The sequence below is a fragment of the Lentimicrobium sp. L6 genome (assembly GCF_013166655.1).
In the GTDB taxonomy this organism is placed as follows: Bacteria; Bacteroidota; Bacteroidia; order Bacteroidales; family UBA12170; genus UBA12170.
Window position 1 is genome coordinate 1 of sequence record NZ_JABKCA010000044.1, and the last position, 26,181, is coordinate 26,181.

Sequence of the window (26,181 nt, forward strand, 5' to 3'; positions counted from 1 at the left end):
TTGAGTGGCACAGTTACATCGGTATAGGTGGCACAACATGAGTCAGCCTATCCATAAATCATCGTGGAATTGTTCGATATATTGAATTTTCATCTTTTTGGGCTGATTGAATTGGGCAAAACTTTCATTACTGATTTTTTCATGATTCAAGAAGAGGACTTCTACTGATTCTTCTTGATTAGCTGCCATTTTCAGCCTTAGCTTCATTTCTTTTAGTGTTTTGTTCAACAGCCAACGTTTTCTCTTTTTAATCAATTGAAGGCTTCTGTTGATGGAGAAATGTTTTCCGGCTTTCTTTGAGAAATATTTTAGCTGATAGGAATCCTCAATTTTTTCAAAATAAATGCTCGCTTTAAAATAGTCCTCTGTATAGCCAATTCCTAACAAATGAATATCTCTGCCCGTTTTTCCAGCAGCATATTCGTAATCGGCTTTAATGAGCGCGTAGGACTCAGTAGAAACATAAACCCTGCCTATATATTCCCCTCCACTTTTTGGAGTGAAATCTATAATAAAAACATCTTCTCCATTTACTCTGGTTCCTCCAGTTAAAGTGTATTTATATTTCCCTGGGCTATAGAGGAATTCCCATTCATCAGTATTTTCAATGCTTGAGTATTCTAACCAATACCTAATGCTCGATCTCATATATCTGGTGCTGCTACTGTCATTGGAAATTGGAGTTTCGGTAATGCTATCATTTTCTTCTTCTTGGATATCTAGCTTTTGGCCAAAGATCCCACTTTTTATTTTCCAATATTCTTCTTCTCCTGTATCTTTAAATAGGTTTTCAAATATTTTACCTATTTGTTCAAACTCAGCAATATCTTCTTCTTTTAAAGAGACCGTACGTTTTGGATCTACTTTTAAGCTGTCACTTTTGCCTTCGAAAAAGTAAAGGTTTCCCAAAAAGTCAGTGTAAGAAGTAATATGTCTAGGAACTTTTTTTACCGTATTTTGTATTAAATCCTCATCAAGTTGATCAATGGATAGCTTCTTAACATTCGTACTGAGGTTTTCTATATCAGTAATATCTCTGGAACGAATAAAAACCTGATTATTTGAACTGATGTATTTATAGTTTTTGTCTTTGTTTTCAACTACCTTTTTGATGATATCTTTTGGGTTCGGAGGATTCCCATACACAAAAGCTTCACTCAAATTGATCATATCTTCTTCGAGATAAACAGTCATTTCAGGAGTGGTTTGGTTCACGAGTACCTTATGCGACTTGTATCCAATAAACTGAAAACTGAGCGTGTCTTGAGATGAGAAAGGAGATAGGTCAAATGAGAAACTTCCTTTTTCATTACTTACCGTTCCTTTGTATTTTTGAAGTATAACGATATTGGCATAGGGTAGTACTTCATTGGTGTTTTTATCAATGATGGAGCCACGAATAATATGGTTTTCTTCATTTTGCCCAAAAGAGATGAGGGTAACAAAAACAAAAATTGAGAATATTAAGCTGCGTTTTTTCATGTTTCTTAGACTGTTTTGAATTGTGATTAGTTACAGTGAGAATGTATTTTTATTCAAATGTATATGAAAAGTGGTGAGAATTTTGTGTTTTTAAATATTGTTCTGAGTTTGTATAAAAAATAATACCCATTATTTCCTCTTATTTTAGGAGGCAATTAAATATATTGATGTATTTATTTACTTAGTGTATATTCGATGTCTATTTTGCAGAACGAAGTGTTATAGCTGAGCAGCCTATTGTGATAATTATTAATACTTGTCTATTTCTGAGTAAATTAGCTAAAAATGTTTATTTTTGAATAATATAAGAACTCTTTTATGTCACGAAAAATAAACACTTCCTATTTAAAGACGCTTTGTTTGCTACTTATTATTTTCATGAGTAGTATAAGTATTGCTCAGGCTCAACTAACCATTATTAGTGATTCCACCGAGAATTATTATGGTTTTCCGGATATTGATTTTGAGATTGAAAAACTCAATAAATATCTAAAAACCACCAAGAAAAACCTCTCCAATAAATCGCAATCTGCATTGGTAGATAGTAATTTCAGAAAGCTAACCAAAAGGATTAATATTGAAGAGGAGGAGTTTGAAGATTATAATCATAAGAATTTATCCAAGTTCTTTTTGATCAATACCAATAGAATATGGGCGGGGTATGAGAGTCAGTTAAAGGGTTGGCAAACTTATATTTATGAAACCCTAAGCCAACTAGAAAAACAGACACTCTCTTTAAATGAGAAAAAGCAAAAGTGGCAAAGTACTGCAAAAAATATTGGTGATCAGAATGTTCCATTGTCTATTAAAGAAAGGATACAAAAGGTCTTGTCGGAGATTAAAACACTTCAAAAAGCCAATTATCAATATAGTATCAGACTGATTAACCTAGAAAATGACATCACTGATCAGCTGGTGGTGGTTGAGTCTGTTATTTTGGATTTGGAGGAGCTTCAGGAGAGTTATAGAACCAAATTATTTCAAATGTCAGAAGTAGCTATTTGGAATATTGGTCTTAAAGACTCATTTGAAGGTACCGCCTTTGCAAGGGTGAAAAAAGCATGGTACGAGAATACCAAGTCTTTTAATAATAATGCAGAAGTTTATTTACAGTACCTCAGCAGTTATGTTTTTGCTTGTCTCTTCATTTTGGCTCTCATTATCTTTTTAAGATTCCGATATATTAAGATTTTCGGCTCGGATCATAAGTCTTTAAAATCCGATATTAACTATATTTTGATTGCAAAGCCCTATGCCAGCGCTTCAAGTTTATTCATTTTGTTCTTCTTTATTACTTTTCGAAATATTCCTTTAGCCTTAACTGGGATCATGGGAATGTTATTATTGATAAACATATATTCGGCTTCTTTCTCCTATACAAAGAAACAAGGGAAATCCATTTTAGTACGTTTCATTATCCTAATGCTTTTGAATAATATAGAAGTTTTATTCTGGTATTTTGGTCATTATTCTAGACTATATATTTTATTGGAGACCACTTTAGCTGTTGTTTTCACTGCAGGCTATTTAACCACTAAATTTACAACACAAACCTTACCAAACCTTCGTTTTAGAAAAGCAATTTCCATCCTTCGGTATCCGGTGTTCTTTTTATTTTTGGCCAGTTTTATTGGAAATATTTTTGGTTTCTTAAACCTATCAGTCTTATTCCTGAAAATTGGCATACAAATTACTGCCGCTATTATTATCATCGTAGGATTATGGCATATGGTTTTAAGTTTGATAGAGATTATAAGCCACCTGATTCGTAATCATGAAAATCTTAAAGTACTCCATTATGTTCCGCTTTTTAAAAAGCGTTTGACGCAATTTCTTGGTGTTTTGTTTATGTATTTACTTCTCTATGTTATCTTGGCTATTCTTGAACTTGAAGCTCCTTTTGATGAGTTTATGGAAGATTTTTTTGAGATGGAGAGGCATTTAGGAGGGTTTGTGTTTACTTATCTGAGCATATTCCAATTTATAATTAGCATAGCTATCACCTATGGTTTGTATTCGCTTGTTGGAATTATTTTTGACAATAAAAACTTCAAGAAATCGCAATCCTTAAGAGGTATTCCTGCTGCTATTGGGATGACACTAAAAATTATTATTGGATTTAGTGGTGTTATGATTGCTCTTACAGCGGCGGGTTTCGATATGACCAAACTTAGTATTATCATGGGAGCACTAAGTGTGGGTATTGGTTTTGGTTTGCAAAATGTGGTGAATAACTTTATCTCAGGATTGATTCTGATTTATGAGCGTCCTGTGCAGGTTGGTGATATCATTGAAATAGGACCATTAATTGGAGAGATTAAAAGCATAGGTATTAGAAGTAGTAATATTAGAACCTATGATGGGTCTGAAGTGGTGGTGCCAAATTCTAATCTGGTTTCAGACCAATTGATCAATTGGACTTTATCGGATGATTATAAAAGGATAGAGATCATTGTTGGAGTTGCTTATGGTACCGACCCTAATAAAGTGATTGAAATTTTGAATAAGGTGGCTAGAGAAAGTGATATGGTGGTAAATCAGCCAGAACCACGTGTATTATTCAATGAGTTTGGTGATAGTTCTTTGAATTTCCGTTTGCTATTTTGGACTTTGTTTGATAATGGCTTACAGGCCAGAAGTGATATTTCGGTTTTAATAGCCGATGCTTTTGCTAAAAACAATGTTGAGATACCTTTCCCACAGCTCGATTTACATGTGAAGGAGGAGCAGGAGCAGGATAAAAAACTTCTAGAAACGGAGGATGGTTCTGGAGAGCCAAAGATGAAACGGGATGAAGGCTAAAAAAGCTTCTAAAATTACCTCTATTTATCAGGTACATATTTCTGTATTCCTTTTTGGATTTGCAGGTTTGTTTGGGAAATGGATCGGTTTAAATGCCATAACTATAGTGTGGGGGAGGGTGCTTTTTGCTTCATTGGCATTTGGAATGTGGTTTCTGGTGAAACGCGAAAATCCATTTCGAATTCCATTTAAGTCTTATATTTATTATTTCCCTTTGGGTGCTTTATTGGCCTTTCATTGGTGGAGTTTCTTTGCATCTATTCAAATGAGTACTGTTACCATTGGACTCATTAGCTTCTCGAGTTTTCCTATTTTTACTTCTTTACTTGAACCTCTCATTTTCAAAAAACCTTGGAAGTATTCTTGGTTTATCTTAGCCCTCCTCAGTTCTATTGGTATTTATTTGATTTTACCAGAATGGAATTGGGAATCTGAATATACAAAAGGCGTTTTTTGGGGCATCATGAGCGGATTGAGTTTTTCTTTTATCACCATTTTAAATCGCTATCTATTATTATATAAGACTTTTGGAAAAGAGAATTCTTCCATTGAGTTGACCTTCTTTCAAGATTTATTTGCCATGGTTTGTCTGTTTCCTTTATTATTTCTTTTTCCTGAAGATATAAATATAATGGCGTGGTCGCAATTGCTTTTATTAGGATTGGTGTTTACTGCTTTAGCTCACCTGTTATATATTAATGGATTGAAGAAAGTAGAAGCTAGAACCGCTTCCTTAATCTCCAATATGGAGCCAGTTTGGGGCATTTTATTTGCTGTTTTATTATTAGGTGAAAGTTTGAATGGTAAATTATTATTTGGTGGCTTTTTAATTCTACTATCAGCGATTTTGGCCAGTCGATTATCAAAAAAGGCAGGCTAAGTTTTTAATCGCTCCAATATTTTTTGTATATTAGATATGAATATGGTATAAGGTTTGTAAAATAATCACTGAAAAATAAAAATAATGAATACTTCAGTCAATAAACTAAGTCATTCTGCTGCGGAATTATTAAAGCAGAGAACTCAACTATCGGATAAAGAATTTCAATCTAAAATGGAGGGTTTAGTTGGTGATTTAGCTTTGTTATCGGAACGAACAGATATTAAAGCAGCTAACGAATTGGGCTTGATGGAAAAGATGAGCTTCGAAATTAGAACCCCTATGAATTCAATATTAGGCTTTACAGGTTTGTTGAAAGATAGCTATTTTACCTTAGAAGAGAAAGATGAGTTTATTTCATTAATTGAAAAAAATACGGAACAGCTGGTAGAACTTTTAAATGATTTAACGGATTTAACAAAAATTGAAAACTTACAGGTGAATGTGAGGATGGAGAAGTTTGAAATTAATGTTTTCTTATTGTCTTTTATTTCCAATTTTCAAGAATTGGCACAAAGTAAGAATATTGTATTGAGGAAAAAGACTAGTGCTAACCTAGCGCAAGATGCGTGTGTTTATACGGATCCATATCAATTGCGTAGAATACTCGATAATCTGCTTTCTAATTTGATTAAGTTTATTGACAATAAAAACATCACCTTAGAAGCTGAAGTTTCTGAAGGAAGCCAATTGGTTTTAAAGATTTCTAGTGATTTTACAGAGTTGCCAGAAACCATCAGTAGAAGTATTAAAAAGCATATCGAGCTTAGCGGAGAACAAGCTAGCTTCGATGGAACTGGTTTGAAGTTGACCCTTACTAAGGCTATGGTGGACTTATTAAATGGAGAAATAGAATTCAATACTTTGGAAGGCAAGGGAAGCCAATTTGTGGTGAAAATCCCAGTAAAGGTTTGTAATATGAATACTTAGATATTAAAAAAGCCTGCAATCGCAGGCTTTTTTAATTCATGGTTTTCTTTGTAATCTAATTAAAGCCTGTCAATAGACTCAAGAGTCTGCTCTAGAAAGTTTGATAATGAGACTTGCGATGAGCTGAATAACCATAAGTTTACTTTTGTAAATGCTTGTTTTCAGTGCAAGCCTAACGAAATTAGTGGATTTTATAGACAGACATTAATTAAGAGTAAATTTAATAGGCATTCTATACTGAACCCTTACCGTTTTTCCTCTTTGTTCTCCAGGCTTCCATTTGGGCATTGACTTAATGACTCTTAAGGCTTCTTGATCTAATTCATCAGAAACTCCTCTCATTAATTCTACTTCTGTAATGCTTCCATCTTTTTCCACCACAAAGGTTACAAATACTCGGCCTTCAATACCTTCTTTTTTGGCTTTCTCAGGGTATGTTACATTTTGCCCGATATAAGTATACATGGCCTTCTCTCCACCAGGAAACATGGGCATGGTTTCCACAACTAAGAAAGTTTCTTCTTTAGTGTCTGTTTCTGCTTCTTCGGTTTTTACTTCTTCTGGAACTTCTGGTTTTATAGGTTCTTGAGTTACTTCTTGTGGTTCATTAATTTCTTCCTTGGCTGAGTCCATGGTGCAACTCACAAAGGCTGGAGAAATGAATGCCATACTTAAAAATGCCATTAAAAATAAACGGCTCCACTTTTTGTTTTCTTTTTTTGTCATCATGATAAATCTATTTTTTAGAAATGTTTGATTGAAATGATTGCTGAGTAAATTAAATTCCACTTGGAATACTTGATTGAGCAATAATTGCTGATAATTGGAGATGTTTTTTGATTGGCTTAATACTTTTTCATCCACTGCATATTCATGTTGTAAACGCAGCTCTCTTTCCATTAAGAATAGGATGGGATTAAACCAAAAAGCAATTTGAAAGGCTTTGATCATAAAGATGTCAAAGCTATGCAGCATCTGAGTGTGAGATTTCTCGTGGGCGATAATTGAGGAATTATGTTGGTCCTCTTCTCTGATGAATATCCAATTGAAGAAACTGAAATTATGCTTGTTATTGAGGAATATTTTTTCTCCTACAAGCTCAGAAAATAGGGGTGAGGATTGTCTTTTTACATTAAAGACTGAAAGAATCTCCCATATAAACTTGACTAGGAAGACTCCTGATATGATGGCATAGGCCAAAAGTAGAATGGGGAGAATGGAAAAGGTATTTGTGCTTGTGCTGTTTAAAGTTGGGCTACCAATCACTATGGGTTCTAACTGAACTTGGTAAAGGATGACCTCATTCATAAAGCCAAAATCTAATAGAGGAATCATAAAAGAGCTGGCTAAGGAGACCAATAAGAAAATTCGGTTGAACAAGAAGTTCGAGTATTTGCGAAGCACGAGGAAATAAAATCCGAAAAGCAAGAACAAGCTCAGACCGGATTCTAGTGCATAAAGTAGAAAGCTATTCATCATCACCTCCTTTTTGTTTGTTTATTTCTGCGTCCATCATGGCTCTAATGGCTTCCATATCTTTAAGATCGAGCTTCTCTTGCCGGGTTAAAAAGGAAACCAAAGACTGGTAGGAGTTGCTAAAATAATTCTGCACAAAATTGCTGAAATACTTATCGGCATATTCTTTCTTACTCATAAGAGGATAGTATTGATGCGATTTTCCAAAGGCTTTATGGGCCACAAATTTCTTTTTCACCAAAATGCGAACAATGGTAGAAACGGTATTATAAGCCGGTTTAGGTTCAGGGAATTTCTCTATAATTTCATTGACAAAAGCTTCCTCCAAATCCCAAAGTATTTGCATGATTTCCTCTTCTGCCTTTGTTAATCTTTTGCTTTCCATATGCTATTATTTGTGAACTAATTTCTTAGTTGATAAATACAAAAATAATACCAGAATAGATCTTCCTATTTCTGGTGCGACAAATATATAACTAATTATTTAGTTTCACAACTAATTGTTTAGTTAATATGCTTTTTGCGACAAAGAGCTGTTATCGCTCCGAGCGATAACACCTCTTGTTAGAAGTTTTGTTTAAAGAAGCTAGATGCTTATTTCCAACGTTCTTTAGCCCATTCTTTTTGCTCCTCATCAGTAAGGAAAGTCCAAGCCACAAAACGACTTACTTTATTTCCTTGACCCATGGGAATGACCTTAATTTGTTTCGGACGGAATTTTTTAAGTGTTGCAATGGCATTTTTTACTCTACTCTCTCTGGAGATAAGGCTAGTAAACCAAAAGCAAGATTGGGCGAAATCTCTACTTTCTATCACCATGTTTTTTAGGAAAAACTCTTCACCACCTTTGCACCAGAGCTCATGACTTTGGCCTCCGAAGTTGAGCGGAGCTTCTATCTTTTTGCCTTTACTCAAGTTACTCACCTTTCTCTGGCTTGCCTCTTGTGCTTCTATGGCTGAGGAATGAAATGGAGGATTGCAAACGACCATATCGTAGCGTTCGTCTTTTTTAATGACTCCTCTGAAAATATTCTGATTATACTTTTGTAGCCTCACTTCTATATTTCCTTTTAGAGGAGGGTTGTTCTCGATGATTTTCTCTGCCGATTTAATGGATTTAGCATCAATCTCAGAACCTACAAAACTCCAACCATATTCCTGATGACCAATCACCGGATAAATGAGGTTGGCACCAGTTCCAATATCCAGGCATTTTATTTTTGTGCCTTTGGGTATCTTTCCATAATTCTTTTCTGCTAATAAGTCGGCAGCATACAAAAGATAGTCAGCACGACCAGGAATGGGAGGGCATAAATACTCTTCAGGAATATCCCAGAAATCTACCTTATAGAAATGCTTTAGCAAAGCAGTATTTAGCATTTTAACAGCCAATGGATTTGCAAAATCAATAGACAAATCTCCAAAATCATTAGCCCTTACATAGGGTTTTAGTTCCGGACAACTTTCCACCAATATCTCGAAGTCATAACGTTCTTTATGTTTATTTCGAGTGTGAAGTTGAGATTTAACCTGGGGATGTTTTCTTTTTGCTGGCATGTTTTCCTTCTATTTATTTGGAGTACAAACTTAATAATACAAAGCTTGATAAAAAAAGTCCAAACCATGAAATTCAAAGTTTGGACTATATATTGTAAAATAAGCTCTAATTATGGAGCCAATTTATTTTGCTATTTCTACACGAACGGCATTCATTCCTTTCATTCCACGTTCCACGTCGAATAAAACGATATCGTTTTCTTTAATCTTACCTGTTACGCTATTAATATGAACGAAGAATTTCTCTTGAGTATCTTGTTCCTTAATAAAACCAAATCCTTTAGTATCGTTAAAGAATTCTACCTTTCCTCTTCTTTTTCCAATAACTTCATCTCTGTCTCTCTTTGGAACACCTATTTCGATGCTTTCGAGGGCAATTTTTGTTTTCTTGGTTGGATCTGGTGGAGTGTCAACAATTTGGCCATTCTCATCCACGTAAGCTAACATGCTTTCAAAGCCTCCTCCGGCCTCAGCGTTATTTTTTCTTTCTTCTTTCTTTTGCTGTTTAGCCTTCTTTTTCTTAGCGCGGAGTTTTTCCTTTTCTTTTTTATTATAGGTTTCTTGTGATTTAGCCATTCTTGCTTCTTAATTGTTTTAAATTTTTAAATGATCCTTTTTCCTCTTAAGGAATTAGGAAATTTTCGTTTGCAAAGGTAGTCTTTTTTTTAATGTGTTTATAATAAGTTGTAAATCAATTATTTCATCTTCTGCGCTTTTAGTATTGAACTAGACTGTAAGGGATTATCATCTTTATTGTGAATCATTCTAATTTCAGTTTAAAAAAGCCTTTAATTTTTCGAGTATAAAAAAGCAGAAACCTAAAGGGATGTGCTTTTTTACTATAGTATTCCGACCATTTCGGCAGGTTCAATAATCTAAGCTCCGTGGGGTCTATATTATTATTAACTCATTTTGGAATTTAGAATGGTAAATCATCCTCCTCTTCAGAACTTGGGGTAGTTGCTGCATTTTGAGTTGGTAGTGCTGGCTCCGATGCTTGTGGAGATGCCGCATCCTGTTGTTGGTATCCTCCGCCCCCAGCAGATGAGATTTTTAAAACCTTTTCGCCTTGAATTTCTGTGGTATATCTTTTATTACCATTTTCATCGTCCCAAGAGCGAGTTTTTATTTTGCCTTCAAGGTATATTTTATCTCCTTTTACCAAATTTTTCTCGGCCAACCAACGCCATAAAACAATATTATGCCATTCGGTCTGCTCTACCCAATTGTCGCTTTTGTCTTTATAACTTTCTGTAGTGGCTAAGCTAAATGCAGCTCTTTTTACTCCATTCTCGTAAGTCATTACTTCTGGGTCTTTTCCCAAGTTTCCTACCAATATTACCTTATTTATACCAGCCATTTTATAGATGTTTAATTATTAATCGTTATTGAACCAGCCAAATTACTAAAAATAGAAATGCCACATCAGCAAATTAGAGATTGTTGAAAAATTATTAGGCAAATGCTAATTAGATGATTAGATGTATTGTCTATGCTCTCAATTGGTTATTGGCGATACGAGACCAACGAAAGAGTGCTGCAAAACCATAAAGAATAAACAGAAGAATTAAATGAATCACATTTAATGCCACATGTTCCCAATCGGCTCCCAATTCCAAAACCCTAGTGAAAGCTTGTACGAAAGGTGTCATGGGGGAGAATTGTGCCAAATATTGCACCCAGACTGGCATAGCCTGAAATGGCCAGCTAAATCCACTTAAGAGGAAGATAGGATAGGAAGAAAAGGCGATTACTTCTAAATAGCCCACTTGGGTTCTGAAGAAACTACTGATAAAGACCCCAAACATCAATACTGCAAGCGACATGGCAAAAGCTATGATAAGCATGCTGTCCCAAGAGCCATGAACATTAAGTTCGAAAATAGGGAATATGGTTGTTAGGAAAAGAAGGAAATAGGCAAAATATAAAAGCATATAAAAACCCAGTTTCCCAATGAAATATTTGTAAATTCGACCATTAACCAAACTTAATATTTCTGGCAAAGCTTTTTTCTGCCTGTCTTTTGTAAAACTTTCACCAATTCCAAAGAGGAGGGTTTGATGAAGGATAAGGATAAATAATCCGGGCAATAAGAACCCACCATAGGTATTTAATGGATTGGCTATTCCTCTCACATCGGGTTCCAATGGCATCACTATTTCCATGGCGTTTTCAGGATTTACTCCATGTGCCATATAGTATTTTAATCTGATACCTGCTCCTGCTGTAATCAATACTTTCTGCAAATCCTTATTGGGATTATTGCTGGGCAAAAACTGTGTGGTATTTAGGTAGACAGCTAAGTCAGTGCCTTTCATACTGAGCAGTTGTGCCTCAAAATCGGCAGGGAAATATATGAAGCCTTGAACATTTAACTTATTAATCTCGTCGACTCCTTGTTCGAAACTTGTCAAATACTCACTTATTTGTATTTGTTGAGTGGCGTCCAAAGCTCTAATTAATTCTCTGCTACTTGATGAATTATCTAAGTCGAAAACGGCAATAGGAACCTCCTCAATATCTTTGTTGATATATATACTTCCTAAGAAAAAAGCATATAATATTGGTGCCAAAAGAAAGGTTAGAATCAAACTATGATCGCTAAATAATTGTTTAATTTCGTAATTGGCTACTCTTAGTATCCCTTTCATATGTTCGCCTCCTGTCTTTTTGTATAATTCTTCAATTGTATGCTTAAAACAGGGAAGCTCACCAGTAATCCAATTATGGCAAATATGATGAGCACTATAATTTCATTTACAGCATATTTTAGAGGAGTCTGCATGAGTTCTATTTTGAAGAAACCATATAGGAAGTGTGTGTATGGAATGATTCCTGCATAGAATTTACTATACCAAGGCATTCCAAGTAAAGGGAAAGTAAAGCCACTAAAAACAAAAGCAGGAGAATTGTAAAATAATACCACATCCATGGACAACATTTCGTCGAGGAAGATGGTAGAAACCGCAAAACCAAGGAAAATGGAGGCGCTAATAAACACAAATAACAGTAGTATCATAGACCAAATCTCACCATTCAATGGGATATTGAACAAGGGGAAAAAGATACCAAAAATCATCAAAGCAAAGATGGAGAAGGCAATCAATTGAGCCATATATTTCCCCAATAGCATTTTAAATACAGAGCCTTTGGTTATGTTAATCATTTCTGTAATTCCGCCCGTATTAAACTCTCTATTAAAAGCTCTCACGGCCACAAACATGATAAACATCTGCATCAATACGGTCATTAAGCCAGGGCCTAGGTAGAACAAGTAATTATAGCTGGGGTTATAAAGAGGTTTAAAACTTAATCGCATGGGCTGAAAGAGTTCCATGCTTTGTTTTTCGGTGAGTCCTTGTGCCTGCATCTTTTGAATAAGGATTCCAGCGGAGGTTGTTAATACTATTTCCGAACTGGCTTTATAGATTAAGTTTCCGAAAACGATATTACTAGAGTTGGTATAGACAACAACTTTCTGACTTCTCGATCTCAGAACTTCTCTTTCCAGGTCGTGAGGAATATATACAATACCTTGTACTTTCCCCGATTGAAAGGCCTCTTGCATGTCCTCCTCAGAAGTGAGCTGTTGAGCGACTGACAAATAAGGTGAAGCTTCTAAGAATCTTGTTAAGGTTCTGCTGAGTTCAGAATGATCTTGATCGTATACAGCAATAGGCAAATCATTGATATTTCCTTTGCCATAAAGGCTATTCAAAAGGAAATATACCACGATAGGAACCGCAATTAGAAGTAAGAATCCACTTCTACTGGTATATAAATATTGGAGCTCTCTCCAAATGATCGATAGGAATCCTCGCATATGAATCTATCTGTCAAATTTTACAGTCATACCAGGTCTGAAACCGTCAATAGGTTTTGTTGGATGTAGATGCACTTCAAAAGTCTTCATTTCGAATTCCCCTTTTTCGCGGGAAGGAACCCAATTGGCAAACGCAGCCATTGGTGCCATATACGAAACCTGGAACTCAGCAGTGGCATCTACACCAGGGATATATCCGCTCATCTTCGTTCCTTTTTTAAATTCGGGCATTAGGTCTTCTTTTAATTGAAGAATGACATATGTTTTTTCTGGAATCATGATGCTGAAAACAGGATAACCAGCTGCAACTACCTCACCCTCCTCAGCAATTTGATTACTGATTTCACCATCGAGGGGAGCTATTATTTTTAATTCCTTATGATAAGCTTGGGCTTCTGCATAAACCGAATTGGCCTGTTGGTATTTGCCCATGGCCATTGCTATATCTTCTTTTCTGGCTCCTTCTTCTGCCATATCAAAAACCGATTTTGCCATTTTCATTTGGTCTCTCGCGGCCTGATATTTGAATTCCATCTCATCCATTTCTTGGCTAGAGATAATGCTATCCGCATATAATAATTGAAATCTTTTATAAGTTTTTTGCGCAAAGTCGAATTGGCTTTTGGCCATATCGTACTGGCTTTTGGCGGCTTCTTTTTCTTGAATTCTAGCACCCGTTTTGGCTTTGTCTACCAATCCATCAGCAGCATCTAATACACCTTGAGCTTGTCCTAGTTTGGCGTTTAAAATAGAGGATTCGTAAATTGCCAATACCTGACCTTTTTTTACTAAATCGCCATTTTTTACTAAAATACTATCTATACGTCCTGGGATTTCAGATGCCACATGAATCACTTTGGTTTCTGCTATTCCTAGGAGGAAGTCAGCTTCTTGCTGTTTGCTATATTTAAATAGGAAGAAAATGGCAACAGCAGCAATAATTACTGGAATGCTTAAGGCTAAATAATTTGTTCTTATCTTCATTTCTAAAGGTATTTTATTTTAAGATTTATTGACTCAGAGGAGCGAATAAAATTTAATTCTGATTAAAGATTTCTAATATTTTCTCTGGTTGTGCAGTGGCAGTGTAAAAATCTGCCAATGCGTTATAATAGTCGTACAAGCTAACGAGTTCCTCTACCAATTCGCCTTCAAGTAGCAAACGAGCATCTAAAACATCAAGGCTAGCTGTTAGGCCTTCAGTGAATCGCTTTTCGTTGACTCTTAAATTTTCCTCTGCCATGGCGATTACCGCTTGCATTTCTTGGTATTTGCTTTGACTATTTAATATGTTGATATAAGATTTATTCACCCAAAGTTTGATTTGGTTTCTGGCATAATCCTCAGCATAATCTACCTCCATCTCTAAATGTTTGGCGGCTTTCATTTCATTAATATTCTTTAAGCCGTTAAACAGGTTCATCTTTACTTGAATACCTAGCATCACTGGTGGTTGAATAATAGGGAGCTCTTCTCTAAAGAAACCATATTCTCCCCAAGCAACAACCTTTGGTAGTATTTCGGAGCGTTTTACATTATAGTTCTGGCGAACCATGATTCTCTTTTGTTCTAAGATACCAAAGATGGGTTGGGCCTCATAAGCGTCTTGTAAGGAGGAATCCAAGGCGATAGCATTCATGTGATACTTCATTTTGTCACTGATGACTAATACTGTATCTTCCTTCATACCCATTTCCGATTTGAGGGCTAATAATGCCAATTGAAGATTGTTCTCATCGTCCTTCATTTTTCTTTTGGCATCGGCAACGGCCACATCAGCTCTTAATAAAACATGAGGCGGAACCACACCAATTTCAATGGCTTTTTCAGCTTCGTTACGATGTTCTTTCATTCCTTCTAGAACATTTGCACGTGTTTCCACAACATCTTGTAATAAAACAACAGCTAAATATCTTTTGATAATGGTTTGTGTGACTTCATTACTCACCTTAATTAGCTCATAACTGGCTTCATTAGATTCTGCCTTGGCAAATTTGGTTCCAGCAATAATTTTTCCGCCCATAAAAATAGGCTGTGTGGCTACAATATTGGCAGTAGGCATATGTTGATTGTCAATCTCAATATTGTAGGCAGGTAATTTGCTTAAACTGCTATTGATAGAATTATATAATCCTTGTTGAAATTCTGGAGAGGTTTCAATAGGAATTATTTCGTTTGCTACAGCCACTCCATATTTTGATAATACATCATCTAAGGAGCCTTTCACTTGTTCCATATTGATTTGCATGTTTTCGCTAAGGTAGGTATAGCCTCCAGCTGCGGTAATCTTTGGAAGGAAATTTCCCTTCATGGCAGCGTGTTCATATTGTTTTTGAAATACGACTTCCTTCTGACGCAAAATCTCTTCGTTATGTTGTATGCCATAAGCTATGGCATCCGTAAGGCTAATGTTTTGAGATTTTACTGAGGTGGGAAAGCTCATTATTACCATCAAGATAATTAGATGTGGCCAAGGTATATTTGGTTTTGTTTTTCCGTATTGAAACATATAGTATACTTTATTTGTGGGCGCAAAAATAGTATTTTTATAAACTATTTGTACTAAAAATGTGAAATAGAACAAAAAAATAATTTTATAGTCATATAAAACACATGTAATGAGTGTTGTATGGTGGTGTAAAAAAATATTTATTATTGTAAATATAAGACTTTTCTGGTTTAATAATAGTATTATAGGAGAAAAAAATCATTTTTGGGTCTGGCTTGAATGATTAATATAAAAAAGAGTACAAAATCAAGCGGATTAATTGAGTTGATTCTTTTGATTTTTAAGTTTAGGATTTTTCAGGCATAAAAAAAGCCGCCCAAAAGAGCGACTTACCATGAAAACAAAAAAAGTTTCTTTATTTATCAGCAACAGCAGCACCATCATAGGCCCACTTCATGTAAATAGCTCCCCAAGTAAAACCACCACCGAATGCTGAAAGGATGATATTGTCACCTTTTTTCAGTTGGCTTTCCCATTGGTGTAAACAAAGAGGGATAGTAGCATCAGTAGTGTTACCATAGTCTTGAATATTCACCATTACTTGTTTTGGACTGATACCCATACGACGAGCAGTAGCATCAATTATTCTTAAATTGGCTTGATGAGGAACCAGCCAAGCTAAATCTTCAGGTTTAATATTATGTTTCTCCATGATATTAACAGAAACATCGGCCATGTTAGAAACAGCAGACTTAAACACCGCCTGACCTTCTTGGTAGATAAAATGTTCACGAGCATCAACGGTTTCGTGACTAGCAGGCTTAACAGAGCCTCCTGCTTTTTGATGTAAGTGAATTCTTCCGGCACCATCAGAATGGAGATCGGCATCTATAATTCCAAAATCCTCAGTGGTTGGTTCAATCAGTACTGCTCCAGCACCATCACCAAATAAAACACAGGTTGTGCGATCGGTATAATCTACTATCGAGGACATTTTATCAGCACCAACTACTACTACTTTTTTATATAAACCACTCAAAATGTAGCTACGAGCAGTTTGTAGACCAAAAATGAAACCACTACAAGCCGCATTTAAATCAAAACTAAAAGCATTCTTTAGTCCAACTTTATCACAAATAATATTTGCGGTAGAAGGGAATTGCATATCGGGGGTCACAGTAGTGCAGATAAGAAGATCAATATCTTCTGCTTTAGTGTTTGTTTTTTCTAAAAGTTGAAGTACAGCAGGTGCTCCTAAATCTGAAGTTCCTTTTCCTTCACCTTTTAAAATATGTCTCTTCTTAATCCCTGTTCGGGACATAATCCACTCATTATTGGTGTCAACAATGGTAGATAACTCGTCATTGGTTAAAATGTATTCTGGAACATACGTTGATATTCCGGTAATTGCAGCATTTATCTTTGACATATTGCCTGGTTTTTTTCAGGGCGCCAAATTGCTATTTTTATTTTAACTGACAAAATTATTTATTAGTTTTTTCGAATATTTTGATTGTTTTTTCCAAAATGGTAAGGAAAATTGCACAAAACAAAGCTTAGGAACTCAAAATGTTTATTTTTGCCACGAAAAACAAAATTATATCAAAAAACTGGTTATTTGGATTTGTGAATATGCATCAATTTTATTTAAACTCCATTTCCTTTCGCTTCCTTGTTAGGAGGCATAACCATAAATCTTTCAAATGAAAATCGAAATGAGAAAATTTTATTCAATTATTATTTTATCAATTTTGAGCTTGTCTCTTTTTGCTCAAAATGATACTACAAGTAAATGGACACGCGGTGGTGACTTTTCTGTTAATTTTAATCAAGTGAATTTCACAAATTGGGCTGCCGGGGGTGATAACTCTGTTTCTGGAGTTACTCTTTTTAATTATGATGTTACTTATGATGATGGTAGGAGCTCTTGGAAAAACAAATTTATCATGGGTTATGGTCTTCAATATTTACAAGACGATTATAAAAAGACTGAAGATAAAATTGATTTGAGCTCATTATATGGGTATAAAATTTGTAAAAATTGGGATGCCAGTTTTAATGCTTTTATCAAAACTCAGTTTGCTGAAGGTTTCGATGGAGATAATGACTCGGTATATGTTTCTAAGTTTATGGCTCCTGGTTATATAGGATTTGGTCCTGGTTTTACCTATAAGCCAGTGGAGTACTTTACTGTTTTTATGAGCCCTGCAACAGTTCAGTTTGTAGTTGTTAACGACCAGCGCTTAGCGGATGAAGGGGCTTATGGTGTTACTGCAGCAGAATATGATACGGCTGGGATGAAAATTAAAGATGGTGAAATGATGAAGACACAGTTTGGATTTAATCTTAAAGCTGCATTTAAAAAGGATATTGCTAAAAATGTTAATCTTGAAACTACACTTGAACTATTTAGTGATTATTTATATAAGCCAGAAAATATTATCGTAAGATGGGACGTCATTATCGATATGGCTGTGAACTCTTGGTTATCTGCGAAATTAACTACTGGCTTAATCTATGATGATAACATTGTGATTAACGATAAAAGTGGAAATCCACTTGGGCCTAGAACACAGTTTAAAGAAATGTTTGGTTTAGGACTAGGGATTAAGTTCTAATTTTATTTCAAGTACTGATAAAAACGATTTTGGAACACCATTTCCAAAGTCGTTTTTTTATTTACACTCTTAAGTCACATTAATTGAAGAATTGATAATTTTGCAAAAAAATAATAATTGAAGGATTCCATTGCTATATTAACTATGTCTATTGAAGATTCTCTAGCTTATTCACTTGATAGTGTTTCGCAAGAGAGTATCAGTGTTTTTGATACTTTTGAAGGACAAATCACTCCTCAAAATCTCAATAAAGCTGTTGAAGGTTCCTATAGTACTGATTGGCTCAGCTTAACTTTTCTTGGGATTGTGATTTATTTAATTGTTGTTCGATTTTTGTTTAATTTTAATTTTTCTGAAGCCTTTAAAGGCCTTTTTAAGATAGAAAGTCTCGATCAAGTCAGTTTTGAAAAACTAACCCAAAATACAGGCTATATATTGACACCCATTTCATCAATTGTTTATGCCTATTATGTCTATTTCTTTATAAATCCTAATTATTTACAGCTCGATTTAGACTATTTATTTCTGGTATTTGCCTTTATAATCAGTGTTTTATTTATTTTAAAAGTTTTTTTAGAAAAAATAATCTCATTGCTCTTTAATAGCAGAAAGACTTTCCAGTCCTATTTTTCTGATCATCTATATATGCTTGGTATTTCAGGTCTTTTTCAGCTTCCATTTATCGTGATTTTTGTTTATAGTCAAATGGTTTTCTTTCTTTGGTTCTCACTTGCTATATTGCTTCTGTTTTGGCTTTTTAGGTTATTAAGGGGGGTGATCATTGGATATAATCAAAGCCAATTTTCTAAATCATATATATTTTTATACCTTTGCAGCCTCGAAATTTTACCGATTCTGTGGGCGTGTAAATGGCTTATAAATAATCAGTAAGAAGATATAGGTTTAACACAAAAATTAATCGCCTTGAAAATAAAAAATGTACTCATATCTCAGCCCAAGCCGGCTGATGTCGAAAAATCGCCTTATTACCTTTTGGCCAAAAAGCACAAGGTGAATATTGATTTTAGAAAATTCATTACGATTGAAGGAGTGAATGCTGTAGACTTTAGAAAAGACAAAGTTCATCTTTTAGAGCATACTGCGGTCATTTTTACTAGTAGAAATGCCATTGATCATTATTTTAGAATGGCAAAAGATATGCGATTGGAGATTCCAGATACCATGAAATACTTTTGTGTTTCTGAGGCAATTGCTTATTATCTTCAAAAATATGTAACCTATAGAAAGAGAAAGATTTTTTATGGGAGAGGAAACTTTGCTGGTGTTTTTGAAATTATTCAAAAACATAAATCCGAGAACTTCCTATTGCCTTGCTCAGATGACTATAAGCAAGATTTACCTAGCATAATGGATGAACACAAGCTCAAATTTAGTAAAGCTGTAATTTATCAAACATTAGCTAGTGATTTAACTGATCTAGATATCAATAGCTATGATATGTTGGTTTTCTTTAGCCCTACAGGAGTAAATTCGTTGCATAAGAATTTCCCTAATTATGAGCAAGGAAAAACTATCATTGCATGCTTTGGACCAACAACTGCTCAAGCAGTACTAGATGCTGGCCTAAGACTGGATATTAAAGCACCTACAAAAACAGCACCATCTATGACAATGGCCCTTGAAGAGTATATTCAAAAGAATTCATAAGTGAAAACTTGTTTTCATGAAAAATACATTGCCTATAACTGAAAGCCTGAAAAGCAAGAAGCTGATCAGGCTTTTGTTTGAGTCAGGTAAATCTGAGTTCACTTATCCATTTAAAATACTTTATAAAGTCGTTGATTTAGATGAAAATCATCCTGCTCAGTATATGATAAGTGTGAGTAAAAAGCGAATAAAAACTGCGGTGGGTAGAAACCATATTAAGCGATTATTTAGGGAAACCTATCGAAAAAATAAACATCCACTGCATGAAATTCTATTGAAGGAAGATAGGAAATTAGCGTTAGTCTTTATATTTGTTGGAAAACCAAATATAAAATATCAGCAGATGGAGGATAGAATTAAAATAGCGATTGCTTCCCTCACTGAAAAGATGCAAAAAATCTAGATCAATTGTTTTTAAGTAAGTTTTGCTTAACAAATATTTCCATGACCAACCATACCAAATTCTTGAATCTTTGGCTATCTTTGTGTACTACATAAACCGCTGCATATGTATATAATTGATGAGGAACTAGAAAAACAAGAAATACTAAGGCTTTATCGCAGGATTTTAAGAATGCGACTGACCAAAAAAGATGATAAAAGCGATGCTAAAATTATCCGGAAAGCCTTTAATGTTGCCAACGAAGCGCATAAAGGAATGCGCCGTCGTAGTGGTGAGCCTTATATTTTGCATCCTCTAAATGTGGCATTAATTTGCGTAGAACAATTGGGATTAGGTACCAAAAGCATCGTGAGTGCCCTCCTCCACGATGTGGTAGAAGATACCGATTATACCATAGAAGATATTAAAGCCTTATTTGGTGATAAAGTAGCCATGATTGTGAGTGGCCTCACCAAAATCAAAGGTATGTTGCGTAAGAGTAATGTGGAATCGGAGCAAGCTGAGAACTTTAAGAGACTTATTCTTACCCTTTCCGAAGATGTCAGAGTGATTTTGGTTAAGATGGCCGACCGTTTGCATAATATGCGGACATTGGACAGTATGCCTCATGAAAAGCAGCTGAAAATTGCATCCGAAACCAATTACCTTTTTGCTCCTTTAGCTCATAGGTTAGGCTTATATGCTCTAAAGACGGAACTTGAAGATCTTTCTTTTAAGTATACTGATCCTCAGGCCTACGATATGATTGTGGAGAACATGAAAGAGACAGAGGATGAGAGAAAAAGGTTTATTAAAACCTTCTTAACTCCTATTAAAATTGAACTCAATAAGGCCAAATACGATTACAAAATTCTAGATCGAGAGAAATCCTCTTTTTCTATTTGGAAGAAGATGCAAACCAAGAAAGTTCCTTTTAGTGAGATCTATGATATTTTTGCTATCAGAATCATCATCAATTCAAAACCGGAAAATGAGAAGAAGGATTGCTTGATGGTTTATTCTATTATCACCGACTATTATTTTCCAAATGAGGATCGCTTCCGGGATTGGATTTCCACTCCCAAAGAAAATGGTTATGAGAGCTTGCACACTACAGTGATGAGCAAAACAGGAAAATGGGTAGAGGTTCAAATTAGAACCACGAGAATGGACGAGATTGCCGAGAAAGGTTATGCTGCCCATTGGAAGTATAAATCGGATGTGAATAAGGTGGAAAGTGGTCTAGATGAGTGGATGGCTAAAGTGAGAGAGATGTTAGTAAAGAATGACATAGATGCCATGGATTTTATGTCGGAATTCAAGCTTAACCTTTTTGCAAAAGAAATAATGGTTTTTACACCACGAGGAGATATGAAAAAGTTACCTCAGGACAGTACACCCATCGATTTCGCCTATGCAATTCATACCGATTTGGGAAATACCTGTATGGCTGCTGAGGTAAACGGAAAAATCACCGCTCTTAACCATAATTTAAAGCCTGGTGATATTGTTAAGATTATTAGTTCTGATAACCATTCTCCCCAAGAAGCTTGGCTCGATTGGGTGATTACATCTAAAGCCAAAAATCAGATTAAAAACTCTCTTAAGGAATTAAAGAAAGCCAATAGAAAACAGGGTGAAGAAATTATTGAAGGCTTATTTAAAAACCAAAATGCAGAGTATAATAAAGAAGCATTACAAAAATTGATGAAGTGCTTGGGTTGCCAATCTAAACTCAATTTCTTTCATAACGTTGTTACTGGAAAGGTAGCAGAAGCAGAGATCAAGCAATGTCTTCAAAAGAATGAAAAGTCATTGTGGCAAAGAGTCCTTCCTTCCTTTTTGACCAATAGAACTACCGGACCACAAACTTTGGAGGAGTCTATTACTGAGGCTATTCAGAAGAACCCTGAGAAGCTGATGCTCGATAAGAATGCCAAGGGGAAAGACCTGAAGTATATCATAGCTGACTGTTGTAATCCTATTCCTGGAGATGACGTCATTGGGATTAATATTAACAAGAAACCCATTGCTATCCATAGAACCAATTGTCCTGAAGCTATAGGTTTAATGTCTACTTACGGAAAGCAAATTATTAAAGCCAAGTGGAATTTTGGTGAACGAGTAGGATTCCTAGCAGGTATTCATATTACAGGGTCCGATTCTCAAGGTTTGGTGAGTAATATCACCAATGTGATTTCTGATAATTATGGTATCAATATGCGATCTATTCACTTTACCACCAGTGCCAATTATGCTGACGGAACCATTACGCTTTATATTAACGATACCAAAAGTCTCATCAAACTCATGAGGAATATTAAGGAATTGCGAGGGGTAGAAAAAGTAGAAAGAATAGATAGTATTCAGGAATTTCATTAGGTTTTTTATCTCACTAGCTAAAGGACCCTGAGTCTTTCGAAGATTAGCTCCGTAGTGCATTACAACTCAACGAACTCAACGAACTCAACGAACTCTAAGTACTCTTTTATTTAGAATACCCCTAAATAAATAATATCATTTCATCGGATAAACAACTTTTCTAATTTTGTGGGAGTCACATATATGTCTCAAAAAAGGCATCGTATGCTATTATAAACACACACATTCCTAAAATGAAAAAAACTTTATCCTTTATCATGATTTTGTTTCTTGCCATTCAAATTCATGCCGAAACCATTGAGAAAACCTATTTCTTTAATGATTTTCAAGTAAGAGCCACTTCAGGTAATTACTATATGATTGATGCTAATGGAGCTTTGAATACTGCAGTTATCGGACAACCATTATTGCCATGGTTTGCAGCCAATTTCGTATTACCTCCAGGTGAGGAAATAGAATCCGTAGAATTTATTGGTAATGATTTGGTGACCATGGCTGGAAACTATCAGTTAATGCCAAAGCAATATGCACAGCCCATTAGTAAAGGAAAATCGGGTGAGTTTGCAAAAGATGAAAACATTTATCAATCAAATGAAGCCTATCCAATAATAGGAAACCAAACTCATAATACTCAGTTTTGGGCTGGTCATGGAATAGGGACTGTAAATTATACTCCTTTTGTTTATCATGCCAAATCTGGAGAAATTAATTACTACCGACAAGTGAGCTTGGTGATCAAAACTAAAAGTACTGAAAAGGCTCAAGCTGCTCTTCAACTCCTGAACTCCACCAAAAATCAGCTGGTTTCGGAATTTATAGAGAATCCAGAAAGCTTGAAAACTTATCCTCAAATAGCCTCCTCTAAATCTACCGATTACGATTATCTCATTATTACTCCAGAGGAGTTTGTTAGTGAGTTTGATGCTTTGGTTTATCATTACCTTGTCAGAGGAATGAAAACTATAGTAAAAAGCAAAGAAGAAGTTCTAGCTGAAATGGATGGGCAAGATGCACAAGAGAAAATCAGAAACTATATCATTCAAGAATATATAGCAAATAATGTAACTTATGTGATGCTTGGTGGTGATGTGGAGCATATTCCTTATCGTGGATTTTATTGCTCCGTTCAGTCTTCCTCTGTTTATGAAGATGATAACATCCCATCCGATTTGTATTATTCTGCTTTAGATGGAAACTGGAATGCTGATGGGGATGGTAAATGGGGAGAGATTGGAGAAGATGATTTATTACCAGAAGTAGCCGTAGCTCGTTTTTCATTCTCCAATACCACTGAATTGGCTAGCATGCTCAATAAAACCACCAATTATCAAAGCAATCCTGTTTTAGGTAACCTAGCACATCCCATGATGGCTGGAGAACATTTATATGATAATCCTATCACTTGGGGATCTGATTATTTAGAATTGATGATTGGTTATCAAAATGAAAATGGATACGAAACCACAGGAATCCCTACAACTAATACTTTTACTAAATTATATGATGAGGAATCTACTTGGTCTTCTACCGATCTTACCAACGAAATCAACCAAGGTAAAAACTTTGTTCACCATGTTGGACACGCCAACGAGAACACCGTAATGAAATACTATACCAGTGATATCACCAATAGCGCTTTCTCTGGTGCCAATGGAGTCGATAATCAATTCACCAATATATATACCCATGGTTGTATTTGTGGTAGTTTCGATGCTAGCGATTGTATAGCTGAACAAATGGTTAAAATTGACAATTTTGCAGCTGCTTTCGTAGGAAACTCTCGTTATGGTTGGTTTAACGAAGGACAAACTGAAGGACCATCGGCACATATACATCGAGAATTTGTAAATGCACTTTATCATGAGCGTGAATATAGAATTGGAATGGCTCATATGCTTTCTAAATTTGAAACAGCACCTTGGGTAAACGCTGCAGGTCAGCATGAAGAGGGAGCCCTCCGTTGGTGTTTCTACGATTGTAATGTTTTAGGGGATCCTGCTATGGGTATCTGGACTGCAGAGCCTAGAGAAGTATATATTACTAGTCCTTCAACAATTGCGATTGGTCAAGAAACATTTAATATTGAAGTTTCAACAGCGTCTGGAGATGTTCCTTATGCAATGAATGCAACATTAATTATGGATGACAATATTTATGGGACTTCTGATTTCCCAGATACAGGCATGCTAGAAATGGAAATAGACCCTGTTTTTACCAATGTAGGAGCTGCCACACTTTGGGTAACAGGTTATAATTTACTTCCTCAGTCCTTCGAAGTTCAAATCATTCCTGCCGAAGGTGCCTATGTGGTTTTTGCTGGCTGCGAAATAGAGGATGCTTCTGGAAATAATAATGGAATGTTAGATTATGGAGAAACTGTTTCGCTAAACATGAGTCTAGAAAATGTAGGTGCTATAGCTGCAGAGAGTATTGTAGCCAATATGTCTTGTTCTAATGATAATATTACTCTCAATAATACCTCAGCAACATTTGGCGATATCGCTGGTAATTCGACTGTAGAATTAGAAGCTGCATTTGAAATTACTGTTTCCAATGATATTGAAAATGGCACTCCTGTGGTTTTTGATTTGGAATTTATTGGTGATAATGGAACTTGGGAAACTCAAATGACCATTATAGCCCATGCACCTGCTTTCGAAATTACATCTTTCAGCCTCAACGATGAAGCCGGAAACAATAACGGAAGACTTGACCCAGGAGAAACTGTAATCTTTAGTGTAGCTGTTGCTAACACAGGTTCTTCATTATCGCCAAATCTTAATAATGTATTGACCAGCGATAGCGATTTTATAACGATCAATAATGGAACACAAAGCCATGATGCCTTAGCTTCTGCCGAAGAAGCCGAGCTTAGTTTTGAAATCTCAGTTTCTGCAAGTGCTCAAGTTGGTGATATTGCACATCTAATGATGGATGTGGATGCTGGTGAATATGGCACCTATATGTCTTATTATTTCACAATAGGATTACAGGTGGAAGATTGGGAAACTGCAGGTTTTGACCAATATGAATGGGAAACATCTGGAGATGCTCCTTGGAGTATTACTACCACAAACCCCTATGAAGGAGATCATTGTGTAGGATCAGGAACTATCTCTCATAATCAATCAAGTGATATGATGCTCGAAGTGGATGTTTTAAATAATGATAGCATTAGTTTCTATTATAAAGTATCCTCCGAGGGCAATTATGATTTCCTTAGATTTTTAATCGATGAAAACGAAATGGACAAATGGTCTGGCGAAGAAGCCTGGACCAGAAAAGCTTATCTCATAACGGCAGGTTCTCATAGTTTCTCTTGGAATTATACTAAAGATGGTTCTGCTTCAAATGGAGACGATAAAGCTTGGGTAGATTATATTGTATTTCCTGCTTTAGGCTTGATTAATAATGTAGCACAACTTGGACAAGAAATCTCATTAGATTTTTATCCAAATCCAGTGATGGAAACCGCTTATTTACAGTTTGAAAATTTAGAAGCTCAAGTGATCAGTATTCAGTTGATTGATCCTCTTGGTAAAGCAAGCCAAATTTCTAGTGAGTCATATACTGTAGGTGAACAGCAAATAGAGTTAAGCTTAAGTGAATTAGCTTCAGGTACCTATACTTTGGTATTAACGAGTAAGAACAAAGTATCTACCATTCAGTTTATTAAATTGTAAATCAATAAAATATATTGAAATAGCTCTTCATTTATGGAGGGCTATTTTT

The 26,181-nt window shown here is 35.4% G+C and carries 20 protein-coding genes; 9 read left to right on the plus strand and 11 right to left on the minus strand.

The window, feature by feature from the left end:
* Positions 1-42: 42 nt before the first annotated feature.
* Positions 43-1,482, minus strand: coding sequence for a carboxypeptidase-like regulatory domain-containing protein (locus HNS38_RS11915; protein WP_172346541.1), 1,440 nt, complete (start codon positions 1,480-1,482; stop codon positions 43-45).
* Positions 1,483-1,800: 318 nt separating this feature from the next.
* On the opposite strand from HNS38_RS11915, the gene HNS38_RS11920 reads away from it, so the two are divergent.
* The 3 genes from HNS38_RS11920 (at position 1,801) to HNS38_RS11930 (ending at position 6,094) form a co-directional block, all read left to right on the plus strand.
* Positions 1,801-4,284 (plus strand): mechanosensitive ion channel family protein, encoded by a 2,484-nt coding sequence (locus HNS38_RS11920; RefSeq protein ID WP_172281791.1) that lies wholly within the window; start codon positions 1,801-1,803, stop codon positions 4,282-4,284.
* Entirely contained in the window at positions 4,274-5,164 is an 891-nt protein-coding gene (locus tag HNS38_RS11925; protein ID WP_172281793.1) for a DMT family transporter, read from the plus strand. Before HNS38_RS11920 ends, HNS38_RS11925 begins: the two co-directional genes overlap by 11 nt.
* Positions 5,165-5,248: 84 nt before the next feature.
* Positions 5,249-6,094: a HAMP domain-containing sensor histidine kinase gene (locus tag HNS38_RS11930; RefSeq protein ID WP_172281796.1), complete on the plus strand. Its 846-nt coding sequence runs from the start codon at positions 5,249-5,251 to the stop codon at positions 6,092-6,094.
* A 204-nt stretch (positions 6,095-6,298) separates the two neighbouring features.
* Here HNS38_RS11930 and HNS38_RS11935 read toward each other — a convergent pair whose 3' ends face one another.
* From HNS38_RS11935 to HNS38_RS11980, 10 genes are all read right to left on the minus strand, one after another.
* Complete coding sequence (locus HNS38_RS11935; RefSeq protein ID WP_172281798.1) at positions 6,299-7,429, minus strand: TonB family protein; 1,131 nt, start codon at positions 7,427-7,429, stop codon at positions 6,299-6,301.
* A 133-nt stretch (positions 7,430-7,562) separates the two neighbouring features.
* On the minus strand, positions 7,563-7,955 hold the full coding sequence (locus HNS38_RS11940) for a BlaI/MecI/CopY family transcriptional regulator (protein WP_172281800.1): 393 nt from the start codon (positions 7,953-7,955) through the stop codon (positions 7,563-7,565).
* A gap of 209 nt (positions 7,956-8,164) precedes the next feature.
* The gene (gene rlmF, locus HNS38_RS11945) at positions 8,165-9,127 is read right to left on the minus strand and encodes a 23S rRNA (adenine(1618)-N(6))-methyltransferase RlmF (RefSeq protein ID WP_172281803.1); all 963 of its coding nucleotides are present in this window, start codon (positions 9,125-9,127) and stop codon (positions 8,165-8,167) included.
* A gap of 123 nt (positions 9,128-9,250) precedes the next feature.
* The gene (locus HNS38_RS11950; RefSeq protein WP_172281805.1) at positions 9,251-9,703 is read right to left on the minus strand and encodes a cold-shock protein; all 453 of its coding nucleotides are present in this window, start codon (positions 9,701-9,703) and stop codon (positions 9,251-9,253) included.
* Between the two features lie 343 nt (positions 9,704-10,046).
* Complete coding sequence (locus tag HNS38_RS11955; protein ID WP_172281807.1) at positions 10,047-10,487, minus strand: single-stranded DNA-binding protein; 441 nt, start codon at positions 10,485-10,487, stop codon at positions 10,047-10,049.
* A gap of 130 nt (positions 10,488-10,617) precedes the next feature.
* A complete protein-coding gene (locus HNS38_RS11960) occupies positions 10,618-11,778 on the minus strand; it encodes an ABC transporter permease (protein WP_172281809.1) in 1,161 nt (386 codons plus the stop codon).
* Entirely contained in the window at positions 11,775-12,950 is a 1,176-nt protein-coding gene (locus tag HNS38_RS11965; RefSeq protein ID WP_172281811.1) for an ABC transporter permease, read from the minus strand. Before HNS38_RS11965 ends, HNS38_RS11960 begins: the two co-directional genes overlap by 4 nt.
* Positions 12,951-12,956: 6 nt before the next feature.
* Positions 12,957-13,934 carry an HlyD family secretion protein gene (locus tag HNS38_RS11970; RefSeq protein ID WP_216663707.1) on the minus strand — a complete coding sequence of 326 codons (978 nt, stop codon included), beginning with the start codon at positions 13,932-13,934 and terminating at the stop codon, positions 12,957-12,959.
* Between the two features lie 52 nt (positions 13,935-13,986).
* Positions 13,987-15,459, minus strand: coding sequence for a TolC family protein (locus HNS38_RS11975; protein ID WP_172281813.1), 1,473 nt, complete (start codon positions 15,457-15,459; stop codon positions 13,987-13,989).
* Between the two features lie 355 nt (positions 15,460-15,814).
* Positions 15,815-16,828: a beta-ketoacyl-ACP synthase III gene (locus tag HNS38_RS11980; RefSeq protein ID WP_172281815.1), complete on the minus strand. Its 1,014-nt coding sequence runs from the start codon at positions 16,826-16,828 to the stop codon at positions 15,815-15,817.
* Between the two features lie 286 nt (positions 16,829-17,114).
* Here HNS38_RS11980 and HNS38_RS11985 point away from each other — a divergent pair, with 286 nt between their 5' ends.
* The 6 genes from HNS38_RS11985 (at position 17,115) to HNS38_RS12010 (ending at position 26,132) form a co-directional block, all read left to right on the plus strand.
* Entirely contained in the window at positions 17,115-18,017 is a 903-nt protein-coding gene (locus HNS38_RS11985) for a DUF3078 domain-containing protein (protein ID WP_172281817.1), read from the plus strand.
* Positions 18,018-18,134: 117 nt separating this feature from the next.
* Positions 18,135-18,908, plus strand: coding sequence for a DUF4271 domain-containing protein (locus HNS38_RS11990; protein ID WP_172281819.1), 774 nt, complete (start codon positions 18,135-18,137; stop codon positions 18,906-18,908).
* Between the two features lie 33 nt (positions 18,909-18,941).
* Positions 18,942-19,685 (plus strand): uroporphyrinogen-III synthase, encoded by a 744-nt coding sequence (locus tag HNS38_RS11995; RefSeq protein WP_172281821.1) that lies wholly within the window; start codon positions 18,942-18,944, stop codon positions 19,683-19,685.
* Between the two features lie 16 nt (positions 19,686-19,701).
* A complete protein-coding gene (gene rnpA / locus HNS38_RS12000; RefSeq protein WP_172281823.1) occupies positions 19,702-20,088 on the plus strand; it encodes a ribonuclease P protein component in 387 nt (128 codons plus the stop codon).
* A gap of 105 nt (positions 20,089-20,193) precedes the next feature.
* Complete coding sequence (locus HNS38_RS12005; RefSeq protein WP_172281825.1) at positions 20,194-22,449, plus strand: bifunctional (p)ppGpp synthetase/guanosine-3',5'-bis(diphosphate) 3'-pyrophosphohydrolase; 2,256 nt, start codon at positions 20,194-20,196, stop codon at positions 22,447-22,449.
* A gap of 233 nt (positions 22,450-22,682) precedes the next feature.
* A complete protein-coding gene (locus HNS38_RS12010; RefSeq protein ID WP_172281827.1) occupies positions 22,683-26,132 on the plus strand; it encodes a C25 family cysteine peptidase in 3,450 nt (1,149 codons plus the stop codon).
* The last annotated feature ends 49 nt before the right edge of the window (positions 26,133-26,181 follow it).